This window comes from Luteolibacter rhizosphaerae (assembly GCF_025950095.1).
Classification (GTDB): domain Bacteria; phylum Verrucomicrobiota; class Verrucomicrobiia; order Verrucomicrobiales; family Akkermansiaceae; genus Haloferula; species Haloferula rhizosphaerae.
Genome location: NZ_JAPDDR010000006.1, coordinates 310,312 through 328,843 on the forward strand (window position 1 = coordinate 310,312; position 18,532 = coordinate 328,843).

Consider the following 18,532-nt stretch of genomic DNA (forward strand, 5'->3'; position numbering starts at 1 on the left):
ATGGGCATCACCGATCTCACCACCGCTTCCGGCCGTATCATCTGGTACTGGCACTATCGCCTGAAGAGCCGGAAGGATCTCAACTCGCGCTCCACCCGCCGCGAATTCGAGGGTGTCTTGCTGAAAGACTCCGAAGGCGGCCATGCCTGCATCCAACCGTGGCCGGAGCTCGGCGATCCGAGCTTGGCGAAGTGCCTCGAAGACCTTGCGGGTGCTCGCCGTTGGCCGATCGTTCGCCGGGCATTGCGTTGCATGGAGATGGATGGCGCCGCCCGCTCGGTGGAGGATCCCTTGTTCGAGGACTTGGAAGTTCCGCTCAGTCACGCCACACTGGTCTCGCGCGACGAGTTAGAAGTGGCCCGCGCGGTGGAACTCGGATTCACCGTGGCCAAGCTGAAATGTGCCAGCGATTTGGTCGGCACGGGGGCCTTTCTCGATGCCATGATAAAGGCTCACCCGTCCCTCAAGTGGCGTCTTGATTTCAACGAAAGCGGAACGGCGGAGGACCTCGTGGCATGGATCGCCGCGCTACCGGCGGAGACGCGTGGTCACATCGAGTTCATCGAGGACCCCTGCGAATATTCGGAGCCCAAGTGGCGCGAGCTCCATCGAAAGACCCGCATGCCATTGGCGGTCGATCGCGAAGCTGCGCCAAGTGCGGCGGATGCTCAGGTAATGGTCATCAAACCGGCCATTGATGAGCCGTGGCTTCTAGCGGAAGCTGCCCAAGGGATGGGTCAGCGCGTGGTCGTCACCAGCTATATGGACCATCCTCTCGGTCAATCCTTCGCCGCTTGGGAGGCCGGACGTCTGGCGCTCCCGTTTCCCGGCTTGGTCGGAACATGCGGCTTGCAGACGCATCATCTTTTCGAGCCGGATGCTTTCTCCGAGGCTCTCGGACCTTGGTCGCCGGATTTTCATGCAGCACCGGGCACCGGGCTGGGTTTCAATGATCTGTTAGCGAAGCTGCCATGGAAGCGTCTGCCCTGATGGGTCCGGGATTCTGGACGGAGGATCGGCCCGTATTGATGGGCTTCTCCGGCAGCGTACCCGAAGGCATCCCGGGTCTTGTCTATTTCAAGACCTCCGGCAGCACCGGCGAGCCGAAGTGGATTGGCCTGAGCCGTGAAGCTCTGCTCGCCTCCGCGACCGCGGTGAATGCTCATCTGCACGTCAGTCGCGGGAGTTGCTGGGTGCTCACCCTGCCGCTGCATCATGTTGGGGGCTTCGGCGTTGTTGCACGGACCTATCAGGCCGGTTGTCGCATGGAGCATTTCGCTGACAAGTGGCACGCGGAGAACTTCGCGAGCTGGCTGGCGGATACGGGTGGGACGCATCTCTCGCTCGTGCCGACCCAGGTTCATGACTTGGTGGCTGCTGGCGCGAAGGCTCCGGAAAGCTTGAAGGCGGTCGTCGTCGGTGGTGGTCGCTTGCCGGAGCATGTCGGACAAGCCGCGCGCGATCTCGGTTGGCCGGTGCTGGCCAGCTATGGCATGACTGAAGCCTGCTCGCAGATTGCTACCCAGGATCTCGAATTACTAGGTCAGCCGTATGTCACCCGGCCAATCAACCTGTTGTCATGCTGGGATGCCGCGACGGACGCAGACGTCCGCCTGATGATCTCGGGTCCGGCGCTCTTCAGCGGAACACTCCGGACACATGGCGGGGAATGGAAGTACGAGGAACGTCGTGGCAAATGGTTCACCAGTTCCGACCTCGGAAAAGTGGAGGGCCGGCAGCTCTGGATCGAAGGTCGCGCCGACACCTTTGTGAAGATTCTGGGCGAGCTGGTAGATCCGGTGGCGGTCGAAAACGAATTGCTAACAATCGCAGCTGCCGCGCCCGGAAGTGCCGTGGTTGTAGCGATTCCGGACAAGAGAGCGGGCTTCAAACTCGTGCTGATTCACGAGAACCTCACGCCTTCTTCGTTTTGGGAGGAAGTGATCCGGCGCTATCATGAGTCTTGTGCAGGCTACCGTCGCATCGCCTCGATCAAGGGCATCGCATCGATCCCTAGAAGCGAGCTCGGCAAGCCGCAGCGCGCCTTGCTGTCGCGATTTGCGGAGCAGGGGAGTATTTGAGTGTTGCCATTCCAGTGAGGATGGTGATTATTCAGGAGTCTTGATTAAAAGACCCTACCATTTGCCGCCGCGTGGCGGTTTGACGGAGCCCGGTGGCGGACCGGTTCTTCGCTCCCCGTGATCCGCCAGGTAACTAACCACCCCACCTGCCCTATGATCCACCGTGCCGAGGATGTCCAAGCCCGACTTTTCGAAGAAATCCAACACGGTGGAGGAGTCGGTCGAAGGACGAACGGAACGGGGAAGAAAGCGCAGCCGAGCGACTTCGGCCTGCGTGCCCCGAACCAGGCCGTGAAGAATTTCGTGCTGGATACGAATGTGCTGCTGCACGATCCCGCATGTCTCTCCCGCTTCACGGATAACCATATCTGCCTGCCGGTGGATGTGCTGGCCGAACTCGATCGCTTCAAGACCGAGCAAACCGAGCGCGGCGCGAATGCCCGTCGTGTTCACCGCGTGCTCACCGAGATGTTCTCCTGCGCGCGCAAGGTCACCAGCGGTGTGCCCACGGAAGGTGGCGGCAGCATCCGCCTTGTCATTTATGATCCCCAGCTCTGCCCGAAAAACTCGGACATGCTCACCCGCTTCCACCGGATCTTCCCGGATAAGGAGCGTGTAGACCATCGCATCCTCGCCTGCACCCTGCTATTGATGAGCCATAACCAGGCCCCCGTGGTGCTGGTGACGAAGGATATCAACATGCAGCTCAAGGCCCGGGCCGTGGGCATCGAGTGTGAGGACTACCTCAACGACAAGGTCGATCCCCGCGAAGTCTCCAGCTACGATGTTCGTCGTATCGAGGTGGACGGCAACGAGCTCCAACGTTTCGCCAGCACCGGCGAGCTTTTGATGGAGCGCGAACTCCGCCCCGAGGTCTGCGTGAACGAATACGTTCTCCTTGAGGCCGGTGAGCGCCAGACCATGCCCGCGCGCATGACGGCGGATGGCCGCTTGGTTCGCCTCCTCATTCCGGAGGCACTCAAGATTCAGGACGGCACCGCCCTCAAGCCGATGAACCTCGGCCAGCGCTGTCTCATCGATGCGCTCCTCAATCCGGATATCTCGCTGGTGACCTGCTTCGGCCAAGCCGGAACGGGCAAGACCCTGGTGGCGGTCGCCGCCGGTCTCCACGAGATGTTCAACCGCCGCTACAATGGTCTCACGGTGAGCCGCCCGGTGGTGGCCATGGGCGATCAGCTCGGCTTCCTGCCCGGGACTTTGGATGAAAAGATGCGGCCATGGCTGCAACCCATCCATGACGCCTTGGATCTCCTCATGCGTCCGTCCACCCCGCTCGGCCCGCGCCGCAAGCAGGCCAAGAAGGAGGGCGGTAACGAAGGTGGAGCACCGGTCAAAAAGCCTTGGGAGCACCTCATGGAGCAGGGGATCATCGAGATCGAGGCCCTTTGCTATATCCGCGGCCGCTCGATCCCGAACCGCTTCTTCGTGCTGGATGAAGCCCAGCAGCTCACCCCGCAGGAGGCCAAAACCGTGGTGACCCGCATGTCCCGCGGGTCGAAGCTGGTGATGTTGGGCGATCCGGCACAGATCGATAACCCCTACGTGGACAGCCGCAGCAATGGCCTCGTTTACACCCGGAACCGTCTCAAGGGCCTGCCCTTCGTCGCTCACGTCTCGCTCAGCCGCGGCGAGCGCTCGGAGCTGGCGGATGCCGGCGCCCAGATGATGTGATCCTCTGTTTTTGAAGGGCGCGGGACCTTTCCCGCGCCCTGATTGACAGGCTCGGTAGCCCGTCGTTTACTGCTGGCGATGTCGCTTTGGTCGCGTGGATTCCTGCTCTTTGCCCCGGTTCTGATGGCCGGCTGCGGGATGATGCCCGAGACGGGCGGTTGGCGTGATGCGCTGATGACCCATACTTCCCAGCTCGGCTACCGGAATTGGATCGTCGTCGCGGAGGCCTCCTTCCCCGCCCACAGCCGTCCCGGCGTCCGCCAGATCACGGCGAATGACGAGATCCCGGCCGTCGTGGACGAAGTCCTGAAGCGGCTTGAACAGACCGAGCACGTCACCCCGCACATTTTCGTCGCCCGGGAGATGGGTGCGGTTGAGAACGACTACGCTCCGGGCATCGACGAGTTTCGCAAGCAACTCGGCGTTGCCCTCCACGCCCGCGAAACCACCGAGCTGGAGCAGCAATCGCTCATGACGCTCATGGAAGATGCGAACAAGAGCTTCGAGGTGCTCGTGATCCGCACGAATACGGCCTTGCCCTACACCAGCGTCTTCATGGAGCTGCAGCCGGGCTACTGGAATTCGGACTCGGAATCCCGTCTGCGTGAGCAACTCGAGCGCCAGCGGATGGAAAAGCTCGCCCGCCCCATCCCCTGAGGGCACTCTCCCCGCGGCGATGAACAAGACCGAAGAAATCCGGCTGGAGCGCGAATCCGCGTGGATCGGAGATGCCGTACTGGCCCTCTTTGCCCGCAGTTGGGTCCTGCGCGAGCGCGGCACCATGGATGGCGAGTGGTTCACCCGCATGACCTCGAACGGTTTCCTCAGCGCTTTCGGAGCTCCGACCTCTGTCGAGGCGAAGATCGGCCGCATCTACCGCGATCAGGGCCTCGAAGCCGCCTTCGCTTGGATCGACTCGGAGTTCGTGCCGCTTTTCCGCAAGCAGATGGCGAATCGCTGAATGACGCCAGGTGGCCTCACTTGAAAGCCCGCCCCCGGGTCAGATACCCCGCCAGAGCCAAGGCTACAAAGGCGATTCCTCCCGCCACGCCGGTCAGCATCCATACCCGGGAGTCATCTCCGGCTTGGAATCCGCGGTAGATCGCCAGCGGCAGGGTCTCCGTCACCCCGGGAATGAGACCCGCCACCATCATCGTGGCCCCGAATTCGCCAAGCGCCCGCGCGAAGCCGAGTACCAACCCCGCCGCGATGCCTCGCCGCGCCAGCGGCACGCTTACCCGTGTGAAGACTTGCCACGGCGTCTTGCCCAGCGTCGCCGCCGCCTCTTCCAAATGTCGGGGTACCTCCTCGAATGCAGTCCGCACACAGCGCAGCAGCAGCGGGAAAGCCATCACCGCCAGCGCGATCACCACGGCCTTCCACGTGAAGATCACCTCGATCCCGGCGCTCTCCAGCATCGGACCCAGCGGGCCCTTACGGCCAAAAAGCTTCAACAGCAGCAGACCTGTCACCACCGGCGGCAGCACCAGCGGCAGCATCGCCAGCGTCTCCACCAGCGCCTTGCCCGGCCACTGCTTGCGTGCCAGCCACCAGCCCAGCGCCAGGCCGAATGGCAGCGCCACCAGCACCGCGAGCGCGGACATGCCCAGCGTGAAAAGGATCAGCCTCAGATCGTCCGCCGTCATGATTTCTTCCCGGGAGCGCGGTCTTTAGTCCGCTAGATTCCCGGCAACGGCAAGTTTGTTCACTTCCCCGCGATTCCGAATCCTCGCGCCTTGAAGATGGCCCTCGCCTTCTCCGACTTCAGGAAGGCCGTGAAACGCTTCGCTTCCTCCTCGTGCTTCGTCCCCGTACACACCGCCAGCGGATAGATGATCGGCGGCAGGGCGTCATCCGGCACGGTCCAGGCCACTTTCGCCTTCTTCGCCACCGCCGCATCGGTCTTGTAGACGATCGCCGCATCCACGTTGCCGGAATCCACCGCCGCCAAGGCTGCCCGCACATTCTCGCTCGCCATGCACTTCGGCTCCACTTGCTCCCATAGCCCGGCCTTCGTCAGCCAGGTCTTGGCATAGACCCCGGCGGGGACCGCGGCCGGATCGCCGATCGAGATCCGCTTGAGTTTCAGTAGATCTTCCGCCGAGCTCACCGTGGCGGATGAGTCCGTCGGGATCACCACCACCAGCGCGTTGGTCAGCAGGGGGGTTGGCTCCTTCACCAGCTTTGCCTTCAGCATCTTCTCCATGGTCGCCTCGTCCGCGGAAATGAACACATCCAGCGGCGCGCCTTCTTCAAGCTGGCGCGCCAGGACATTGGACCCGGCGAAGACCGGCGTGGCCTTCTCGCCGTGCTCTTTCTCGTACGCGGCAGAGATCTCAGTCACCGCCTCGGCCAAGCTGGCGGCGGCGGCGACACGGATTTCATCGGCGCGGGCGATCCAACCTAGACCGACGAAGAGGGTGGTGCGGAGAAGTGTGGCTTTCATGAGCTCATGGTGCAGGTGGAGTGGCCCGGGTCAGGATGATCTGCTTCACTTGCCGGATCCAGCGGGAGTGGCGCAGGTCATCGCCCGCCACTACCATGCGCGATCCTTCGAATTCATCCAGCGGCTTTCCATCCACCTGGTCGGCCAGGATGATGTTCTGTTTGCCGAAGCTCGGGTCCAACTCGGCCAGCGAATAGACCGTCTGATAGTTGTCCGCCGCGGTGAAGAGCACCACCCGGTTCATCTCGCCGCCACGCAGGGCATCCCCCAGCGGAGCTCCGGCAAATTTCAGGATTTCCACCATCGGCACGCCGGAGAAGCGCTTCTCCGTGCCGTCGCGTGCCTTCCCGATCAACTCCGCACGCGGCAGCTTGTCCCACGCGGCTTGGTCGAGTTCCTTCCACTCCTTGCCATCATGGATCCGCAGCACCGCATCGGCATGCGCGGGCGCGATCAGGCAAGGGATCGCGGCGAGGAAGAGCAGTTTAGAATTCATGGCGGATATCGACGAAGAGGCTGCGGACGGGCTCGGGGAAGCCCTCGTCCAGTTGTTGGTTGCGATCGAGAAGGTTGGTCGCACCGAAGCCCAGCGTGCAGTCGCCGGGCAAGCTGAGTTCGGCCTTGAAGTCCACGCTGGCATAGATGCCCACCCGCTTGCCGATGCTGCTCGCATTCCGCGAGTCGGCCCAAGTGAAGGAGGGGATCAGCTTCAGCTCCTCATGCACCTGAAGCTTCGAGAAGAGCAGCACCTCATGCTCCGGCGTGCCGATGATGTGGATGCCCGGATTGCTGCGGTTCTCCGCATTGATCCAAGCGTATCGCAGTCCTGTCTCGATGCAATCGGTCCACTTGGTGCCGAGTGCCAGCTCGAAGCCGCGGTGCTCCGCCTCGCCCACATTGCGGAGCTGGAAGAGTCCCGCGCCCCCCGGGGTGAAGGCTACATTGTCCACTCGCTGGATGGCATCATCGATCCGTGAGTAGAAGAGCCCCGTCTCCCACTCGAAGCGTCCATCCCATGCCGTGCCACCGATTCCGAAATCGATGTGGTTTGCCGTCTCCGGCTTCAGCGATGGGTTCGGGATCGCTTGGCCCAAGCGGTAGGAGTAGCGATCCTTGATCGTTGGGAAGAGGCTCTTCTGTGCCCAGCCGAGATGCGCCTCGATGTCTTCGGTGATGTCGTGCTTCCACACCACCTGGGGATTCCACGATGAGGTTTTCCCTCCGAAGAGCGGCGTGCCGGTATTTGTGTCCACCGCATCGATCACCTCGCGCCAGTCGTGGCTCACGCCTGCCGTCAGGCTGCTACCCCAGGCGAAGGAATGCTCCGCTTCGAAGCCGATCGAAGCTGTCTCGTCCTCGAAGGTGAACTTCGGGTCACCGATGTCCATCTTCTCGTGGTGGTCCCGCTTGTAGTGGAAGGCCGCGGCCAAGCGCGTGTCCTTGATCGAGCGGTTCTCCAGCAGGATCGAGCCCCCTGCCGTCCAATCGTCGTAGAAGGAGGTGAAGGAAGAGCCGAGATTCTGGCTGGAGTAGCTTGCGTTGTCGAAGGCCTGCAGCGTGTTCTCATGGCGGTCGTAGTGCAGCGTCGCTTCCAGCTTGGTGTCTTTACCGAGCGAAATACGGGAGAGATAGTAGTAGGTGTCCTTGTCCCACTGCGGCCATTGCCAGAAGCGGGAACGCACCGTGGGATCGTAGCCCACGTAGGTCGGGTTCCCTTTCTCCCCGCGTTGGATCCAGAATCCCAGCACGTGTTCGTCCTCCGGTGCCGGGGTCCAAGCGATGCGGCCGGAGGCCCGCCAGTCCTGCCGGTAGGAATTGTCGCGCCGTCCGCCATTCTCGCGTGGTCGCGGCACGAAGTCGTCCGAAAGACGGAAGGCCGCCTGTTCCAGATAGGAGAGATCGAATTGCCAATACCACTTCTCCTCCTTGCCACCCGCGCTGATGCCGCCTTCCCAGCCATCGCCGGTGAAGGTGCCGGCATGCACGCTGCCTTCCAGCTTCTCGGTTGGGCGCCGGGTGTAGACATTCACCAGCCCGCCAAGCGCGTTCGGGCCCGCCAGCACCGGGCTCAGCCCCTTTGCCACCTCGATCTCCCCCGCAGCGGGCACGCTGAAGCGCCCCAGGTCCGCATAGCCGTCATAGGGGACATACACCGGGATGCAATCGACGAAGACCGGCACCTGCCGCAGATCGAAGCCGCGGATGGTCACCATGCTCTCGGCGCGTGCGCCCGTCTTCTGCAGGCTTACGCCGGGCAGCAGCGTCAGTGCTTCGGCCAGATCGCGGCGCTCGAGATCCTCCGCCTCTTCGCTGCTCACGTTCTCGAGCAAGCCGGGCTTCGTCGCCCGCACGATGATTTCGCCCAGTTCGTCGGACTGCGCAAAGGCCGTCAGCGGAGCAAGGGCGAGGAGGGAAGCAATCTTCATGGTGGCGACAGACCGCCACATCCGATATGTTTTTTTAAAGAATATCGGGGTGGGTCCCGACCCTACACCGATGAATTCGCCTGATCGCTCGCAAGCATCGCGCGCATCTTGTTGAGCGCCGGCAGCGCCGCCTTCTCCGCCGCGGCCACCGCATCGCGATAAAGCTGCACCGCCGCTGCTCCCGTCTTCGTGAGCTCAGCGCCGCCCTTGTCCTTGCCGCCGCGATGTAGGATCAGCACCGGCTCGCGGAAGCCTTGGTTCATGTCCCGCACCAGCTTCCACGCCTTCGAGTAAGACATCCCCATCGCATTGGCCGCATCCTGCAGACTGCCGAGATCCCGGACCGTCTCCAGCAGCTCCGCCTTACCCGGCCCGAAGCTCAGGTCTCCTTGGAGGTGAAGGCGGATCAAGTGGTTTTCGCGCATGGCGATCCATGCTGGTCAATCCCGGAGCTGTCCGGCAAGAAGATGGTGGATGGAAGATTGGAGCCGGCACCCCTTGAACCAGGACTTCAGCGTGGAGATGAAGCTGGACATGCTGCGCACCATGCTGCGCATCCGGCGCTTCGAGCAGGAAGCTTTGAAATACTACACCGCGGGACGGATGGGCGGCTTCCTCATTCTCAGCATCGGTCAGGAGTCGATCGCGGCCACGGTTCGCTCCCTGATGGGGCCGCACGACCATGGTCTGAGCGGCGCGCGTGGCTTGGGGCACGCGATCGCAGCGGGAATGGAGATGAATCCCTGCATGGCCGAATTTTTTGGCAAGGCAAGCGGCTGCTCGCAAGGTAAGGGCGGCTTCGCCGCATTCTATGCCCCGGACAAGAATCACTGGGGCTGCTATCCCATTGCCGCGGCACACACGCCGCTCGCAGCGGGGCTTGCATTCGCGCTCAAGCAACGCGAGATCCCCGGCGCGGTGGTCTGTTTCCTCGGTGAGGGCTCGGTCAATCAGGGTGTCTATCACGAGTCATTGAATCTCGCGGGCCTCTTCAGTCTCCCCGTCGTCTATCTGATCGAGAACAATGGCTATGCCATGGGGATTTCCGTCTCACGGTCCTCGCGGTTCAAGGAATGCCTCGCCCGCCGTGCGGAAGGCTACGATATCGAATGGGACAGGACCGGCGATGGTGATCTCTACGAACTCAGAGCCCGGGTTGGGGTCGCGCTTCAAAGGGCGCGAGTGTAATCGCGCCCCACGGTAATCGAGGTCCCCACCTACCGCTACTACGGCTTCACCGTGGCGGATGCGAACCATAAGAAATACCGCACGCCGGAGGAGGTGGAGTTCATGAAAGAATCGCGTGATCCGATCACGAGATGGAAGGCAACTCTCTTGGCAGAGGGATGGATCGATAAGGATCGCTTTGAAATCATGGACGCCGCGGCCAAGCTCGAAGCAGCGGCTTCGGTCAGGTTCGCCGACCAAGCCAGTCCTCCCGAGATCGTCGATATCATGAAGCACGTCTATTGGGAGACCGACAATCAGACCCCGGCCTCGAAGATCGGACGCCACTTCTTCCACTGACCTCGCCCCACGCTCACCTCAGCGCTAGCCACCCATAGAACACCGTGAAGCTGAAGAACAACAGGGTCAGCAGGTGATACCCCGCCCGCAGCCACCACTTCGTTAGGAAAGGCTCGGCAGCCATCACCCACTGCAGGCACACCCGCACTCCCCAGAACAGCGCGTTCGCTCCCGCCACCATCCGTGCCAGCCGGCTGTCTCCCGCCAGATCATCCGCAGCCAGCAGGCTGAATAGCCCTAGTGCCAGGATCGCCGCCGCCGTGTAGATGCCGTAGGTCCAGTACATCTGCCGGTGAAGCTTCGGCAGCAGCGCGAAGACCTCCTTCCAATTCAACTGCTGCGGCACCAGTGCCGAGGCGATCAGAATCGAAACCTGCAAGGCGCCCATCGCTTGGATCGCGAGGGGCAGGGGAATCTCAAAGGGCAAGTTCATGGAGAAAATCGAGGAAGGGTAGAATGATCCGCAGCACGAAGGGTGGAGGGAAAAGCAAAGCCACTGTCGCAAGCAGCAGTCCCTGGGTGAACAGCCAGCCGCGCCAGCCCTTTCCGAGTCCCAGCCGCTTGCCCGCCTTCGAGCGTTCCACCAGGGCTGCACCTCCTTGCAGCAAGAAGAATAGTAAGGGCCCGCCATAGCCGCCACCCGCAGGCACCGTGATTGCCAGTTCGTGGATCGAGCCGCTGAAGACAAAGCCTCCCATCAATGCGGTCCTCGCACCGCTCCTGCGCAGCAGCGGTTGGAAGACCATCCGGTGTGTCAGATCCCGGAAGGCCACATTCCAGTGCCGTCCCCAGAAAGCCGAAACCGAGGTGGCAGCCATCGGCCGGTGCATCAGCGGCGGAGCATCGATCCCCCGCGAACGCCAGAAGCAGCTCAACAAATGAAAGCTTCCGAAGTGCAGCGTGAAGATGATTCCCACCATCGCGATCCATCCCGCCAGCAGCGGAGCGTCTGCCACTCGTGACAGCCCGAGCAGTCCTATCCCGACCAGGGTCTTCACCGCCGCCGCTAACCACTCGCTTGGTTCGGGAGGGTGCCGCGGTGTTCCTGTTAGGAAAGCCCGGGCATCCATCCCCGGCCATAGCAGCAGATAGGCGATCCTTCGCCCGCTTGTTGCTTCCACTCCTCTTGCCCATCGCAAGCTCAGCCCCTTCAGCGCGCAGAACATCGCCACGGCGATCGCCCACATCAGAGCCCAGCGCGGGATCTCCCATGTCAGCAGCGGCACGCTTTCCACCACGCGGTGATTCCACAACCCGGGCCACTGCGAGAAAAGCCAAATGGAAACTTTCACCGCTTCTTCACTCCGCATCTTCTTTCCTCCCGACTACCGGCTCATCAGGATGCATTCATGACCCGTCGTGAGGAGAAGATCGGAAAGCGCGCCGTGAAGGCCGGCGTCAAGGCCGTGAAGCGCAAGCACCACCTGCTCTCGGAAGAGGAACTCCGAGGCCTCAAGGTCCAGATTCTTTCGAATCCCCTGCGGATCACTCTGTTTCTCCTCTCCCTCGGCTGTGGTGCCTGTGCTGCCCTCGGCTGGCCGAATGATTCGAATGCCACGCAGGGTGCCTTCATCTGCATCGGTATCCTGCTCCTCGTCTTCTCGATTTTCGGCATCCGCCGCACATTGGGGAGTATCCTCGATGCCATGCCGGCGGATGGCGCGATCGAGTTGGTCGGCAATGTCCTGGGTGGCATCGCAGACCTCGTTGGAGGAGCGGTCGATCTCTAGGTCCCGAGCTCTTCCGCGGTTGAATTTCCCGCCCAATCTGGAATGGCCCCGAGGCCGATCCCTTGCTAAAAGCCTCCAATGAATCCCGCCCGATACCTCTGCCGCGCGGTCTTGGTCTTCACTCTTCTGCTGCTCTCACCGCTTCATGCCGAATCGGTGGAAGCGGAAAAGCCCGCGTCCGCCGCTCCGGCGAAGCAGGAGCAGTATCTGCCCGGCGTCGCCCTCAGCCAAGGCATCACGGAGATTACTGGCGTTGCCATTTCGCCTCTGCTCGGCGTCAGCTCCGTCGGTGCCTGGCGCTACTGGCATAGCCCTGCGGAGGTCCGTTCCGCTCTGCCATGGTTTTGCCAGCCATGGGCTTGGGGCACCGGATTCGTGCTGCTCGGCCTCTGTTTCCTGAAGGACTCGCTCGGCACCGCCGTTCCCGGCGTGCTCAAGAAGCCCTTCGATATGGTCGAGCTGTTCGAGAACAAGCTCAGCGCCACCGTCGCCAGTGCCTCCTTTGTCCCCGTCGTCGCCACCCAGATGGCAGAGCATTTCAAGGCGGAGCACCCCGAGGTGGTCGTCCCTACGGCTGCCCTCATCGGCGCCTCCTTCGCCGGTATCGATGTTCTGTGGCTCTTCGTTCCGCTGTCCATCCTCGCCTTCCTCCTCGTCTGGATCTGCAGCCACGCGATCAACGTGCTGATCATCCTTTCGCCCTTCTCTACCGTCGATGCCGTCTTGAAGGTGGCTCGAGCCTCGCTCCTCGCCTCGGTCGGATTGGTCTATGCTATTGCCCCATGGCTCGCCGCTGCGCTCTGCCTTGTGATCATCGCCATTGCCGCGTGGCTCGCTCCCTCGGCACTGCGCCTCGCCATCTTCGGCGCCCGCTTCTCGGCGGACATCCTTCTCCCTTGGCGTGGCAAACGCCGCGCGACTCCCGAAGCGCCACATGCCTTCACTCTCGGCAGCCTCGGTGGCCTGCCCGCCCGCACCGGTGGCCGCCTCATCGTGTTGGAGGATGGCAGCACCGTCTTCCGCTACCGCCGCTGGTGCATCCTGGATGAACGCAGCGTCTCGCTCCCCGAGGGCAGCCGGGTGGTGGCAAAGGGAATTTTGTCGCCCTCCTTGGTCCATCGCCACGACGACACCACCGAGAGGGAGATGCTCCTCTTCCTCCCGCGCTATCGCGGTCACGAGGACGCCATCGCCGGTCACATGAAATGCCACGGCGTCCGCGATCACGCCCTCACCCGCGGCTTCGCGGCCGTGAAGGCGTGGCTCAAGGAGATTCTCCGCCGCGGGAAGGCGATTTCGGCCTGACCGGGTGGAAATGCTGTCGGACAAATTTGCGTGATTCTGAAATACGTTTCGCTGGCAGAACGTTTTCGCCGCCGAACCCGGCGCGCACCCCCAAGGTCGGCTTTTGCCGGGTTTGAACCCAACCCGTTGAAATCCATGACCCGTCGTCAAACCCTGCTTGCTCTGGCCGCCGCCACTTCGTTCCACGCCACCCCCGCTTTCGCCATTTCCCATTACTGGGACGGCACCGATGCCACCGCCGATGCCGACGGCGGCTCCGGAACTTGGGAGACAGCCACCCCCATGAATTGGGATAGCGCCGCGACCGCAGGCACGGCCATCGCATGGCCCGGCGCCGGCACGGACAATGACGCAGTCTTCGCCGGATCCGCAGGCACGGTTGCTATCGCCGCCGCAGGTGTCACTGCAAATGACCTCGCCTTCCAGACCACCAGCTACGCCGTGACGGGTGGTGCCCTCACGCTGAACAACACGGGCAATAACACGATCTCGATCCTGAGCGGCCTCACCGCCTCCATCTCGGCACCTATCACCGCCACCTCGGGTGCTGTCACCATTGCAGGGCCGGGCACGCTTAATCTCAGCGGCGACTACACGGGCACGGGACGGAACTTCACCGTCTCCGGAGCCACGCTGAATCTTTCCTCGCCCGCCTTCGCCATCAAGAAGTTCATCGTCGGCGCGGGCGTGGGTTCTGCCCCTGCCACCTTGAATCTCACGAGCGGCACGGTCACCACCACCGGCGACTATGTCGGTGTGGGCGATGGCATCAATGGCACCATGAATGTTCAAGGTGGGTCGCTTGTGCTGGCCACCGGAGCCACCGCGCTTTTCCTCGGCACGAACGCCAATACCACCGGCACGCTCAATATCACTTCCGGCAGCGTGACGGTGAATGCCGGGCCGCTCCAGATCGGCTCGGGCTACAACGGTACTCAGACCACCAATTCCACCGGCATCCTGAGCATCTCCGGCACCGGCACCTACAGCCACAATAGCGGCAGCCCGGTGAAGCTCACCAATGTTGTCGACCAGGCCGGCACCGTGAACCTGCTCACAGGCGGAACTTTCAACATCAACGGCCAGGCGATCACCAAGGGTGGTGGCAATGCCACCTTCAACTTCGACGGTGGCACCTTGCGCTCGACCGCGGGCACCGGAAACTACTTCACCGGCGGCCTGAATCCGGTGATCAACGCGGGCGGGGCGAACATCGACACCAACGGCTTCAACGCCACCATCTCGACCAATCTCATCGCGGGCACTGGCAACGGCGGATTGGTAAAAAAAGGCAATGGCTTCCTTGGTCTGGGGGGCGCAAACACTTTCAGCGGCGACGTCCTCGTCCAAGGTGGTCAACTCATCGCGAATGCCGTGAGTGCGATCCCACATCCGGAGAAGGTTCAGGTCTCTACCGGCGCCGGCTACGGAGTGCGCCTCACCGGCACCGCCCTCACCGAGGCCGAGGTCGTCAGCTTGATGGATGCGGCGGACTTCTCGATCGGAACCTTCTTCGCGGTCGATACCGGTGGCGGCAATACCACTCTCACCACCAACGCCGGAACTCTCACGAATCAGGGCAACGCCATCGGTTTGGCGAAGGTGGGTGGAAACTCGCTCATCCTCGACCTCGCGGGCCAGACCTTCACCGGCGGCATCTCCGTGGCGGGTGGACCCTTGGTGCTCGATACAACGGGCAGCAAAACATATCCCGGCACCATCACGGGTAACCAGACCCTGAACATCCAGGGAGCAGGCAATCTCACTCTCACCGGCACCGCGAATATCGGCCAGTTCAACAAATTCGGCACCGGCATCTTCACGGTGGCGGATGGCGCGCTCACCCTCGCGGCCAACCAGAACTTCTTCGTCCATGATGGACTCTTCCAGCAGACAGGCGGCAGCGTGAATAGCGGGGCCTACACGGTCATCGGCCGCACTGCCGGACAGACCGGGGAATACGCCATCAGCGGCGGCACGCTCAATGCCAGCGGCACCGCCGGGGTGCAGCGGAATGCGGTGATCGCCGAGCAGGGCAGCACCGGTATCCTCACCATCAACGGCGGCACCGTGAATGCCACGAACAGCACCGCGGGCAGCAATATCGGCGGCTTCTTCTACGGCATCATCATGGCGGCTACAGCGGCCGACAATGCGACCCTGAATCTCAACGGCGGCACCCTTCTTCTCAGCCGTGTCGGCACGACCTTCACGCCGGGCACCTCCACCTTCAACTTCAACGGCGGCACCCTGAAGGCGAACAACGGCTTCCTGAACTTCATGCAGGGTCTCACCCGCGCCAATGTCCGCAATGGCGGCGCGGTGATTGATACGAATGGCAACAGCCTCGTGCTGAACCAAGACCTCAAGCATTCTAACATCCCGGGTGATGCCGCCGTCGATGGTGGCCTGACCAAGCTCGGTGCCGGACTCCTGGAATTGGGCGGCTTCGATAGCGACTACACCGGCAAGACCACGGTGGGCGAGGGGACCTTGCTCATGTATTCGCCCACGCTTGCCGATGGCTCGGATCTCAGCATCGCGGCCGGAGCTACCCTGGACCTCCAGACCGGCTCCACCGATACCGTTCGCGGCCTGATCATTGCCGGAGTGCCTGCCGCCGTGGGCACCTGGGGCGCCTTGGATTCCTTGGATGCCGACTTTACCACCGGGGCTATCACCGGCTCCGGCTTGATTGAGGTTACCCAGCTTGCCACCGCCTCGAAGTTCGATACCTGGGCCTCCGCTGCAGGTCTCGCCGGCCCGAATGCACTGCCCTCCGCCGATCCGGACAAGGATGGCGCGAGCAATCTTCTGGAATTCGCGCTGAAGGGTGACCCGACCGCAGGCGGCAATCCAGGCCTGACCCGCGCGATCATCCAGGATGTCTCCGCGCCCGCGGGCAATGAGCTCACGCTCGTCGTGGCGGTTCGCGATGGCGCGGTCTTTGCTGCTGGAAGCGGCGGTGCGCAGACCGCCACCGTGGATGGTATCGTCTACCGGGTGGAGGGATCGCTCGCCTTGGGAAGCTTCGATAGCCCGGTGGCCCATCTCTCTAAGTCGGATACCGCGCCCGGCATGCCCTCGCTCGCCGGCACGGACTGGGAGTACCATACCTTCAAGCTGACGAACTCCGAGAATCTACCCGGAAAGGGCTTCCTCCGCGTTAAGGTCGATGCGGCTCCCTGATCCGCGGTGTCATCTCTTGCGCTAGGGGCCTCCTTCCGTGGGGGCCCCTCTTCGCGTCATCCGGGCTTCGTGGCGTATGAAAGTCCCTCGCGGGTCCGTTTCTTTTCCCCGGACCCCATGAAGCTCATTCTCCGCTCCACCCTCGTCGCCGCCGCCACGATCTCGCTCTCCAGCGCGGCCGATCCCTTCCTCAGCCCGCTTTTCACGGACCACATGGTCCTGCAGCGCGATCAGCAGGACTCGGTCTGGGGCTGGACCCAGCCGGGTGCCAAGATCACCGTGACCCTCGCCGGGAAGTCTGCGGACGCCGTGGCCGGGGCCGATGGCAAGTGGAAGGTGACGCTCCCCGCCCTCCCGGCTGGTGGTCCTCACACCATGACCGTCAGCGGTCCGCAGTCGGTCACGCTCAATGATATCCTGATCGGGGATGTCTGGATCTGCTCCGGTCAGTCGAACATGGAGTGGAATGTCGCGAACTCCGGGAATGCCGCCGAGGAGATCGCCGCCGGGACCCACCCGCAGGTCCGCTCGATCAATCTCGACCACGTCACCTCCGCCACCCCGCAGAAGACCTTCTCCGGCAGCGCCTGGATGCAGTGCACGCCGCAGACGGTCGGCAGCTTCACCGCTGTCGGCTACTACTTCGGTCGCAAGCTGAACCAGGATCTCGGCGTGCCCATCGGCCTCATCCACACCTCATGGGGCGGCACCATCGCGGAGGCCTGGGCCAGCAAGGAGTCGCTTTTGCCCCTGCAGGATTTCAATGCCGCCATGGAAGCGCTCGAAGCCCAGTCGCGGCCATCTACCGGCGAGACGCCGCAGCAGGCCTGGCTCAAACGCCACGACGCCGGCACCATCGGCAATTGGGCCAATCTGAGCGAAGTCGATGCCTCATGGTCCAAGGCTCCCCAGCCCCTCCAGTGGTCCGGTTCCGCCTTCGCTGATCTCGCGAATCTGGATGGCGTCGCGTGGTTCCGCCGCACCGTGGAAGTCCCCGCTGCCGATGCCGGGAAGGAAGCCGAGCTCAATCTCGGCGCCATCGATGACGACGACACCGCCTGGGTCAACGGCCGCGAGGTTGGCAACACCGCCGGTTTTGCCAAGCAGCGCTCTTACAAGATCCCGGCAGGCGTCCTGAAGGCAGGCAGCAATGCCATCTCGGTCCGGATCATCGACCACTCGGGCAATGCCGGTTTCAATAGCGGACCGGAGAGCATGAATCTCAGCGTCCCCGGCTCCGCCGCGCTGCCGCTGGCCGGTGAGTGGCATTATAAGGTGAGCGCGGACCTCACCAAGACCGGTGCCTACCCGCGCCTGCCAAACGACAATCCGAATGTTCCTACCGTGCTCTACAATGCCATGATCGCTCCGCTCCTGCCCTACGGCGTCAAGGGCGCGATCTGGTATCAAGGGGAAAGCAATGCCTCCCGCGCCATGCAGTACCGCCGCGTGCTTCCGGCCATGATCGGGGATTGGCGCAAGGCCTTCGGACAGGGCGATTTCCCCTTCTACATCGTGCAACTCGCCAACTTCACCCAGACCCAGCCGCAACCCGGTGAGGCGGAGTGGGCGGAACTCCGCGAGGCCCAGACCCTGACCTCCAAGAACGTCAAGAACGCCGGCCTCGCCGTCACCATCGACATTGGCGAAGCGGGCGATATCCACCCTCGGAACAAGCAGGACGTCGGCAAGCGCCTCGCCCTTCAGGCCCTCGCGAAAACCTACGGCCAGAAGATCGTCGCCGCCGGTCCCGAGTTCAAAAGCTCGAAGGTCGAGGGCTCCTCGATCAAGCTCAGCTTCGATAGCACCGGCACCGGCCTAGTCGCCAAGGGCGGCCCGCTCAAAGGCTTTGCCATCGCCGGAGCCGATAAGAAGTTCGTCTGGGCGGATGCGAAGATCGACGGCATCAACGTCGTTGTCTCCTCGGCCCAAGTCCCCGCGCCCGTCGCCGTCCGCTATGCATGGGCCGCGAATCCGGAGGCCAATCTCTTCAATCAGGAAGGCCTCCCCGCAGGTCCCTTCCGCACCGACGAGTGGCCCGGCGTGACCGACGCCCGCCGCTAAGGCTCTCGAAATGGCAAGGACCGTGGTCCGGCGGGGCAAGGCTCAAACCTTTGCAATCCCGCCCCGCTGCGG

16 protein-coding genes and 1 pseudogene are annotated in these 18,532 nt (G+C 62.9%); 10 read left to right on the forward strand and 7 right to left on the reverse strand.

Annotated features, from left to right (window positions below; translation table 11 throughout):
• From OJ996_RS13460 to OJ996_RS13480, 5 genes are all read left to right on the forward strand, one after another.
• The gene (locus tag OJ996_RS13460; RefSeq protein ID WP_264514125.1) at positions 1-990 is read left to right on the forward strand and encodes an enolase-like domain-containing protein; all 990 of its coding nucleotides are present in this window, start codon (positions 1-3) and stop codon (positions 988-990) included.
• Positions 972-2,081, forward strand: coding sequence for an AMP-binding protein (locus tag OJ996_RS13465; RefSeq protein ID WP_264514126.1), 1,110 nt, complete (start codon positions 972-974; stop codon positions 2,079-2,081). Before OJ996_RS13460 ends, OJ996_RS13465 begins: the two co-directional genes overlap by 19 nt.
• 153 nt (positions 2,082-2,234) lie before the next feature.
• A complete protein-coding gene (locus tag OJ996_RS13470; RefSeq protein WP_264514127.1) occupies positions 2,235-3,773 on the forward strand; it encodes a PhoH family protein in 1,539 nt (512 codons plus the stop codon).
• A 78-nt stretch (positions 3,774-3,851) separates the two neighbouring features.
• On the forward strand, positions 3,852-4,430 hold the full coding sequence (locus OJ996_RS13475) for an RbsD/FucU domain-containing protein (protein ID WP_264514128.1): 579 nt from the start codon (positions 3,852-3,854) through the stop codon (positions 4,428-4,430).
• Positions 4,431-4,449: 19 nt separating this feature from the next.
• Positions 4,450-4,734 (forward strand): ribonuclease III domain-containing protein, encoded by a 285-nt coding sequence (locus tag OJ996_RS13480; RefSeq protein ID WP_264514129.1) that lies wholly within the window; start codon positions 4,450-4,452, stop codon positions 4,732-4,734.
• 16 nt (positions 4,735-4,750) lie between these two features.
• Here OJ996_RS13480 and modB read toward each other — a convergent pair whose 3' ends face one another.
• From modB to OJ996_RS13505, 5 genes are all read right to left on the reverse strand, one after another.
• Positions 4,751-5,419: a molybdate ABC transporter permease subunit gene (gene modB, locus OJ996_RS13485; RefSeq protein ID WP_264514130.1), complete on the reverse strand. Its 669-nt coding sequence runs from the start codon at positions 5,417-5,419 to the stop codon at positions 4,751-4,753.
• Between the two features lie 59 nt (positions 5,420-5,478).
• A complete protein-coding gene (gene modA / locus OJ996_RS13490; protein ID WP_264514131.1) occupies positions 5,479-6,219 on the reverse strand; it encodes a molybdate ABC transporter substrate-binding protein in 741 nt (246 codons plus the stop codon).
• A 4-nt stretch (positions 6,220-6,223) separates the two neighbouring features.
• Positions 6,224-6,715, reverse strand: a complete 492-nt coding sequence (locus OJ996_RS13495; RefSeq protein WP_264514132.1) for a molybdopterin-dependent oxidoreductase — start codon at positions 6,713-6,715, stop codon at positions 6,224-6,226.
• Positions 6,705-8,645, reverse strand: coding sequence for a TonB-dependent receptor plug domain-containing protein (locus OJ996_RS13500; RefSeq protein ID WP_264514133.1), 1,941 nt, complete (start codon positions 8,643-8,645; stop codon positions 6,705-6,707). Before OJ996_RS13500 ends, OJ996_RS13495 begins: the two co-directional genes overlap by 11 nt.
• A gap of 62 nt (positions 8,646-8,707) precedes the next feature.
• The gene (locus OJ996_RS13505; protein ID WP_264514134.1) at positions 8,708-9,070 is read right to left on the reverse strand and encodes a winged helix-turn-helix domain-containing protein; all 363 of its coding nucleotides are present in this window, start codon (positions 9,068-9,070) and stop codon (positions 8,708-8,710) included.
• A gap of 121 nt (positions 9,071-9,191) precedes the next feature.
• On the opposite strand from OJ996_RS13505, the pseudogene OJ996_RS13510 reads away from it, so the two are divergent.
• A pseudogene (locus OJ996_RS13510) lies at positions 9,192-10,172 on the forward strand (thiamine pyrophosphate-dependent dehydrogenase E1 component subunit alpha).
• A gap of 13 nt (positions 10,173-10,185) precedes the next feature.
• On the opposite strand, the gene OJ996_RS13515 reads toward OJ996_RS13510, so the two are convergent.
• Both OJ996_RS13515 and OJ996_RS13520 read right to left on the reverse strand, forming a co-directional pair.
• Positions 10,186-10,605 (reverse strand): hypothetical protein, encoded by a 420-nt coding sequence (locus tag OJ996_RS13515; RefSeq protein ID WP_264514136.1) that lies wholly within the window; start codon positions 10,603-10,605, stop codon positions 10,186-10,188.
• Positions 10,589-11,464, reverse strand: a complete 876-nt coding sequence (locus OJ996_RS13520; RefSeq protein ID WP_264514137.1) for a wax synthase family protein — start codon at positions 11,462-11,464, stop codon at positions 10,589-10,591. The genes OJ996_RS13515 and OJ996_RS13520 overlap by 17 nt, the downstream gene beginning before the upstream one ends.
• A 57-nt stretch (positions 11,465-11,521) precedes the next feature.
• On the opposite strand from OJ996_RS13520, the gene OJ996_RS13525 reads away from it, so the two are divergent.
• The 4 genes from OJ996_RS13525 (at position 11,522) to OJ996_RS13540 (ending at position 18,460) form a co-directional block, all read left to right on the forward strand.
• The gene (locus OJ996_RS13525) at positions 11,522-11,902 is read left to right on the forward strand and encodes a hypothetical protein (protein WP_264514138.1); all 381 of its coding nucleotides are present in this window, start codon (positions 11,522-11,524) and stop codon (positions 11,900-11,902) included.
• Between the two features lie 78 nt (positions 11,903-11,980).
• Positions 11,981-13,207 (forward strand): hypothetical protein, encoded by a 1,227-nt coding sequence (locus OJ996_RS13530; RefSeq protein ID WP_264514139.1) that lies wholly within the window; start codon positions 11,981-11,983, stop codon positions 13,205-13,207.
• Positions 13,208-13,342: 135 nt separating this feature from the next.
• Positions 13,343-16,396, forward strand: a complete 3,054-nt coding sequence (locus tag OJ996_RS13535) for a beta strand repeat-containing protein (RefSeq protein ID WP_264514140.1) — start codon at positions 13,343-13,345, stop codon at positions 16,394-16,396.
• A gap of 117 nt (positions 16,397-16,513) precedes the next feature.
• Complete coding sequence (locus tag OJ996_RS13540) at positions 16,514-18,460, forward strand: sialate O-acetylesterase (RefSeq protein ID WP_264514141.1); 1,947 nt, start codon at positions 16,514-16,516, stop codon at positions 18,458-18,460.
• Positions 18,461-18,532: the final 72 nt, after the last annotated feature.

What these genes read in the sequence shown, in the direction of transcription:
- OJ996_RS13460 (WP_264514125.1), top strand. Translation starts at nt 1, where the DNA reads ATGGGCATCACCGATCTCACCACCGCTTCCGGCCGTATCATCTGGTAC.
- OJ996_RS13465 (WP_264514126.1), top strand. Translation starts at nt 972, where the DNA reads ATGGAAGCGTCTGCCCTGATGGGTCCGGGATTCTGGACGGAGGATCGG.
- OJ996_RS13470 (WP_264514127.1), top strand. Translation starts at nt 2,235, where the DNA reads ATGATCCACCGTGCCGAGGATGTCCAAGCCCGACTTTTCGAAGAAATC.
- OJ996_RS13475 (WP_264514128.1), top strand. Translation starts at nt 3,852, where the DNA reads ATGTCGCTTTGGTCGCGTGGATTCCTGCTCTTTGCCCCGGTTCTGATG.
- OJ996_RS13480 (WP_264514129.1), top strand. Translation starts at nt 4,450, where the DNA reads ATGAACAAGACCGAAGAAATCCGGCTGGAGCGCGAATCCGCGTGGATC.
- modB (WP_264514130.1), bottom strand. Translation starts at nt 5,419, where the DNA reads ATGACGGCGGACGATCTGAGGCTGATCCTTTTCACGCTGGGCATGTCC.
- modA (WP_264514131.1), bottom strand. Translation starts at nt 6,219, where the DNA reads ATGAAAGCCACACTTCTCCGCACCACCCTCTTCGTCGGTCTAGGTTGG.
- OJ996_RS13495 (WP_264514132.1), bottom strand. Translation starts at nt 6,715, where the DNA reads ATGAATTCTAAACTGCTCTTCCTCGCCGCGATCCCTTGCCTGATCGCG.
- OJ996_RS13500 (WP_264514133.1), bottom strand. Translation starts at nt 8,645, where the DNA reads ATGAAGATTGCTTCCCTCCTCGCCCTTGCTCCGCTGACGGCCTTTGCG.
- OJ996_RS13505 (WP_264514134.1), bottom strand. Translation starts at nt 9,070, where the DNA reads ATGCGCGAAAACCACTTGATCCGCCTTCACCTCCAAGGAGACCTGAGC.
- OJ996_RS13515 (WP_264514136.1), bottom strand. Translation starts at nt 10,605, where the DNA reads ATGAACTTGCCCTTTGAGATTCCCCTGCCCCTCGCGATCCAAGCGATG.
- OJ996_RS13525 (WP_264514138.1), top strand. Translation starts at nt 11,522, where the DNA reads ATGACCCGTCGTGAGGAGAAGATCGGAAAGCGCGCCGTGAAGGCCGGC.
- OJ996_RS13530 (WP_264514139.1), top strand. Translation starts at nt 11,981, where the DNA reads ATGAATCCCGCCCGATACCTCTGCCGCGCGGTCTTGGTCTTCACTCTT.
- OJ996_RS13535 (WP_264514140.1), top strand. Translation starts at nt 13,343, where the DNA reads ATGACCCGTCGTCAAACCCTGCTTGCTCTGGCCGCCGCCACTTCGTTC.
- OJ996_RS13540 (WP_264514141.1), top strand. Translation starts at nt 16,514, where the DNA reads ATGAAGCTCATTCTCCGCTCCACCCTCGTCGCCGCCGCCACGATCTCG.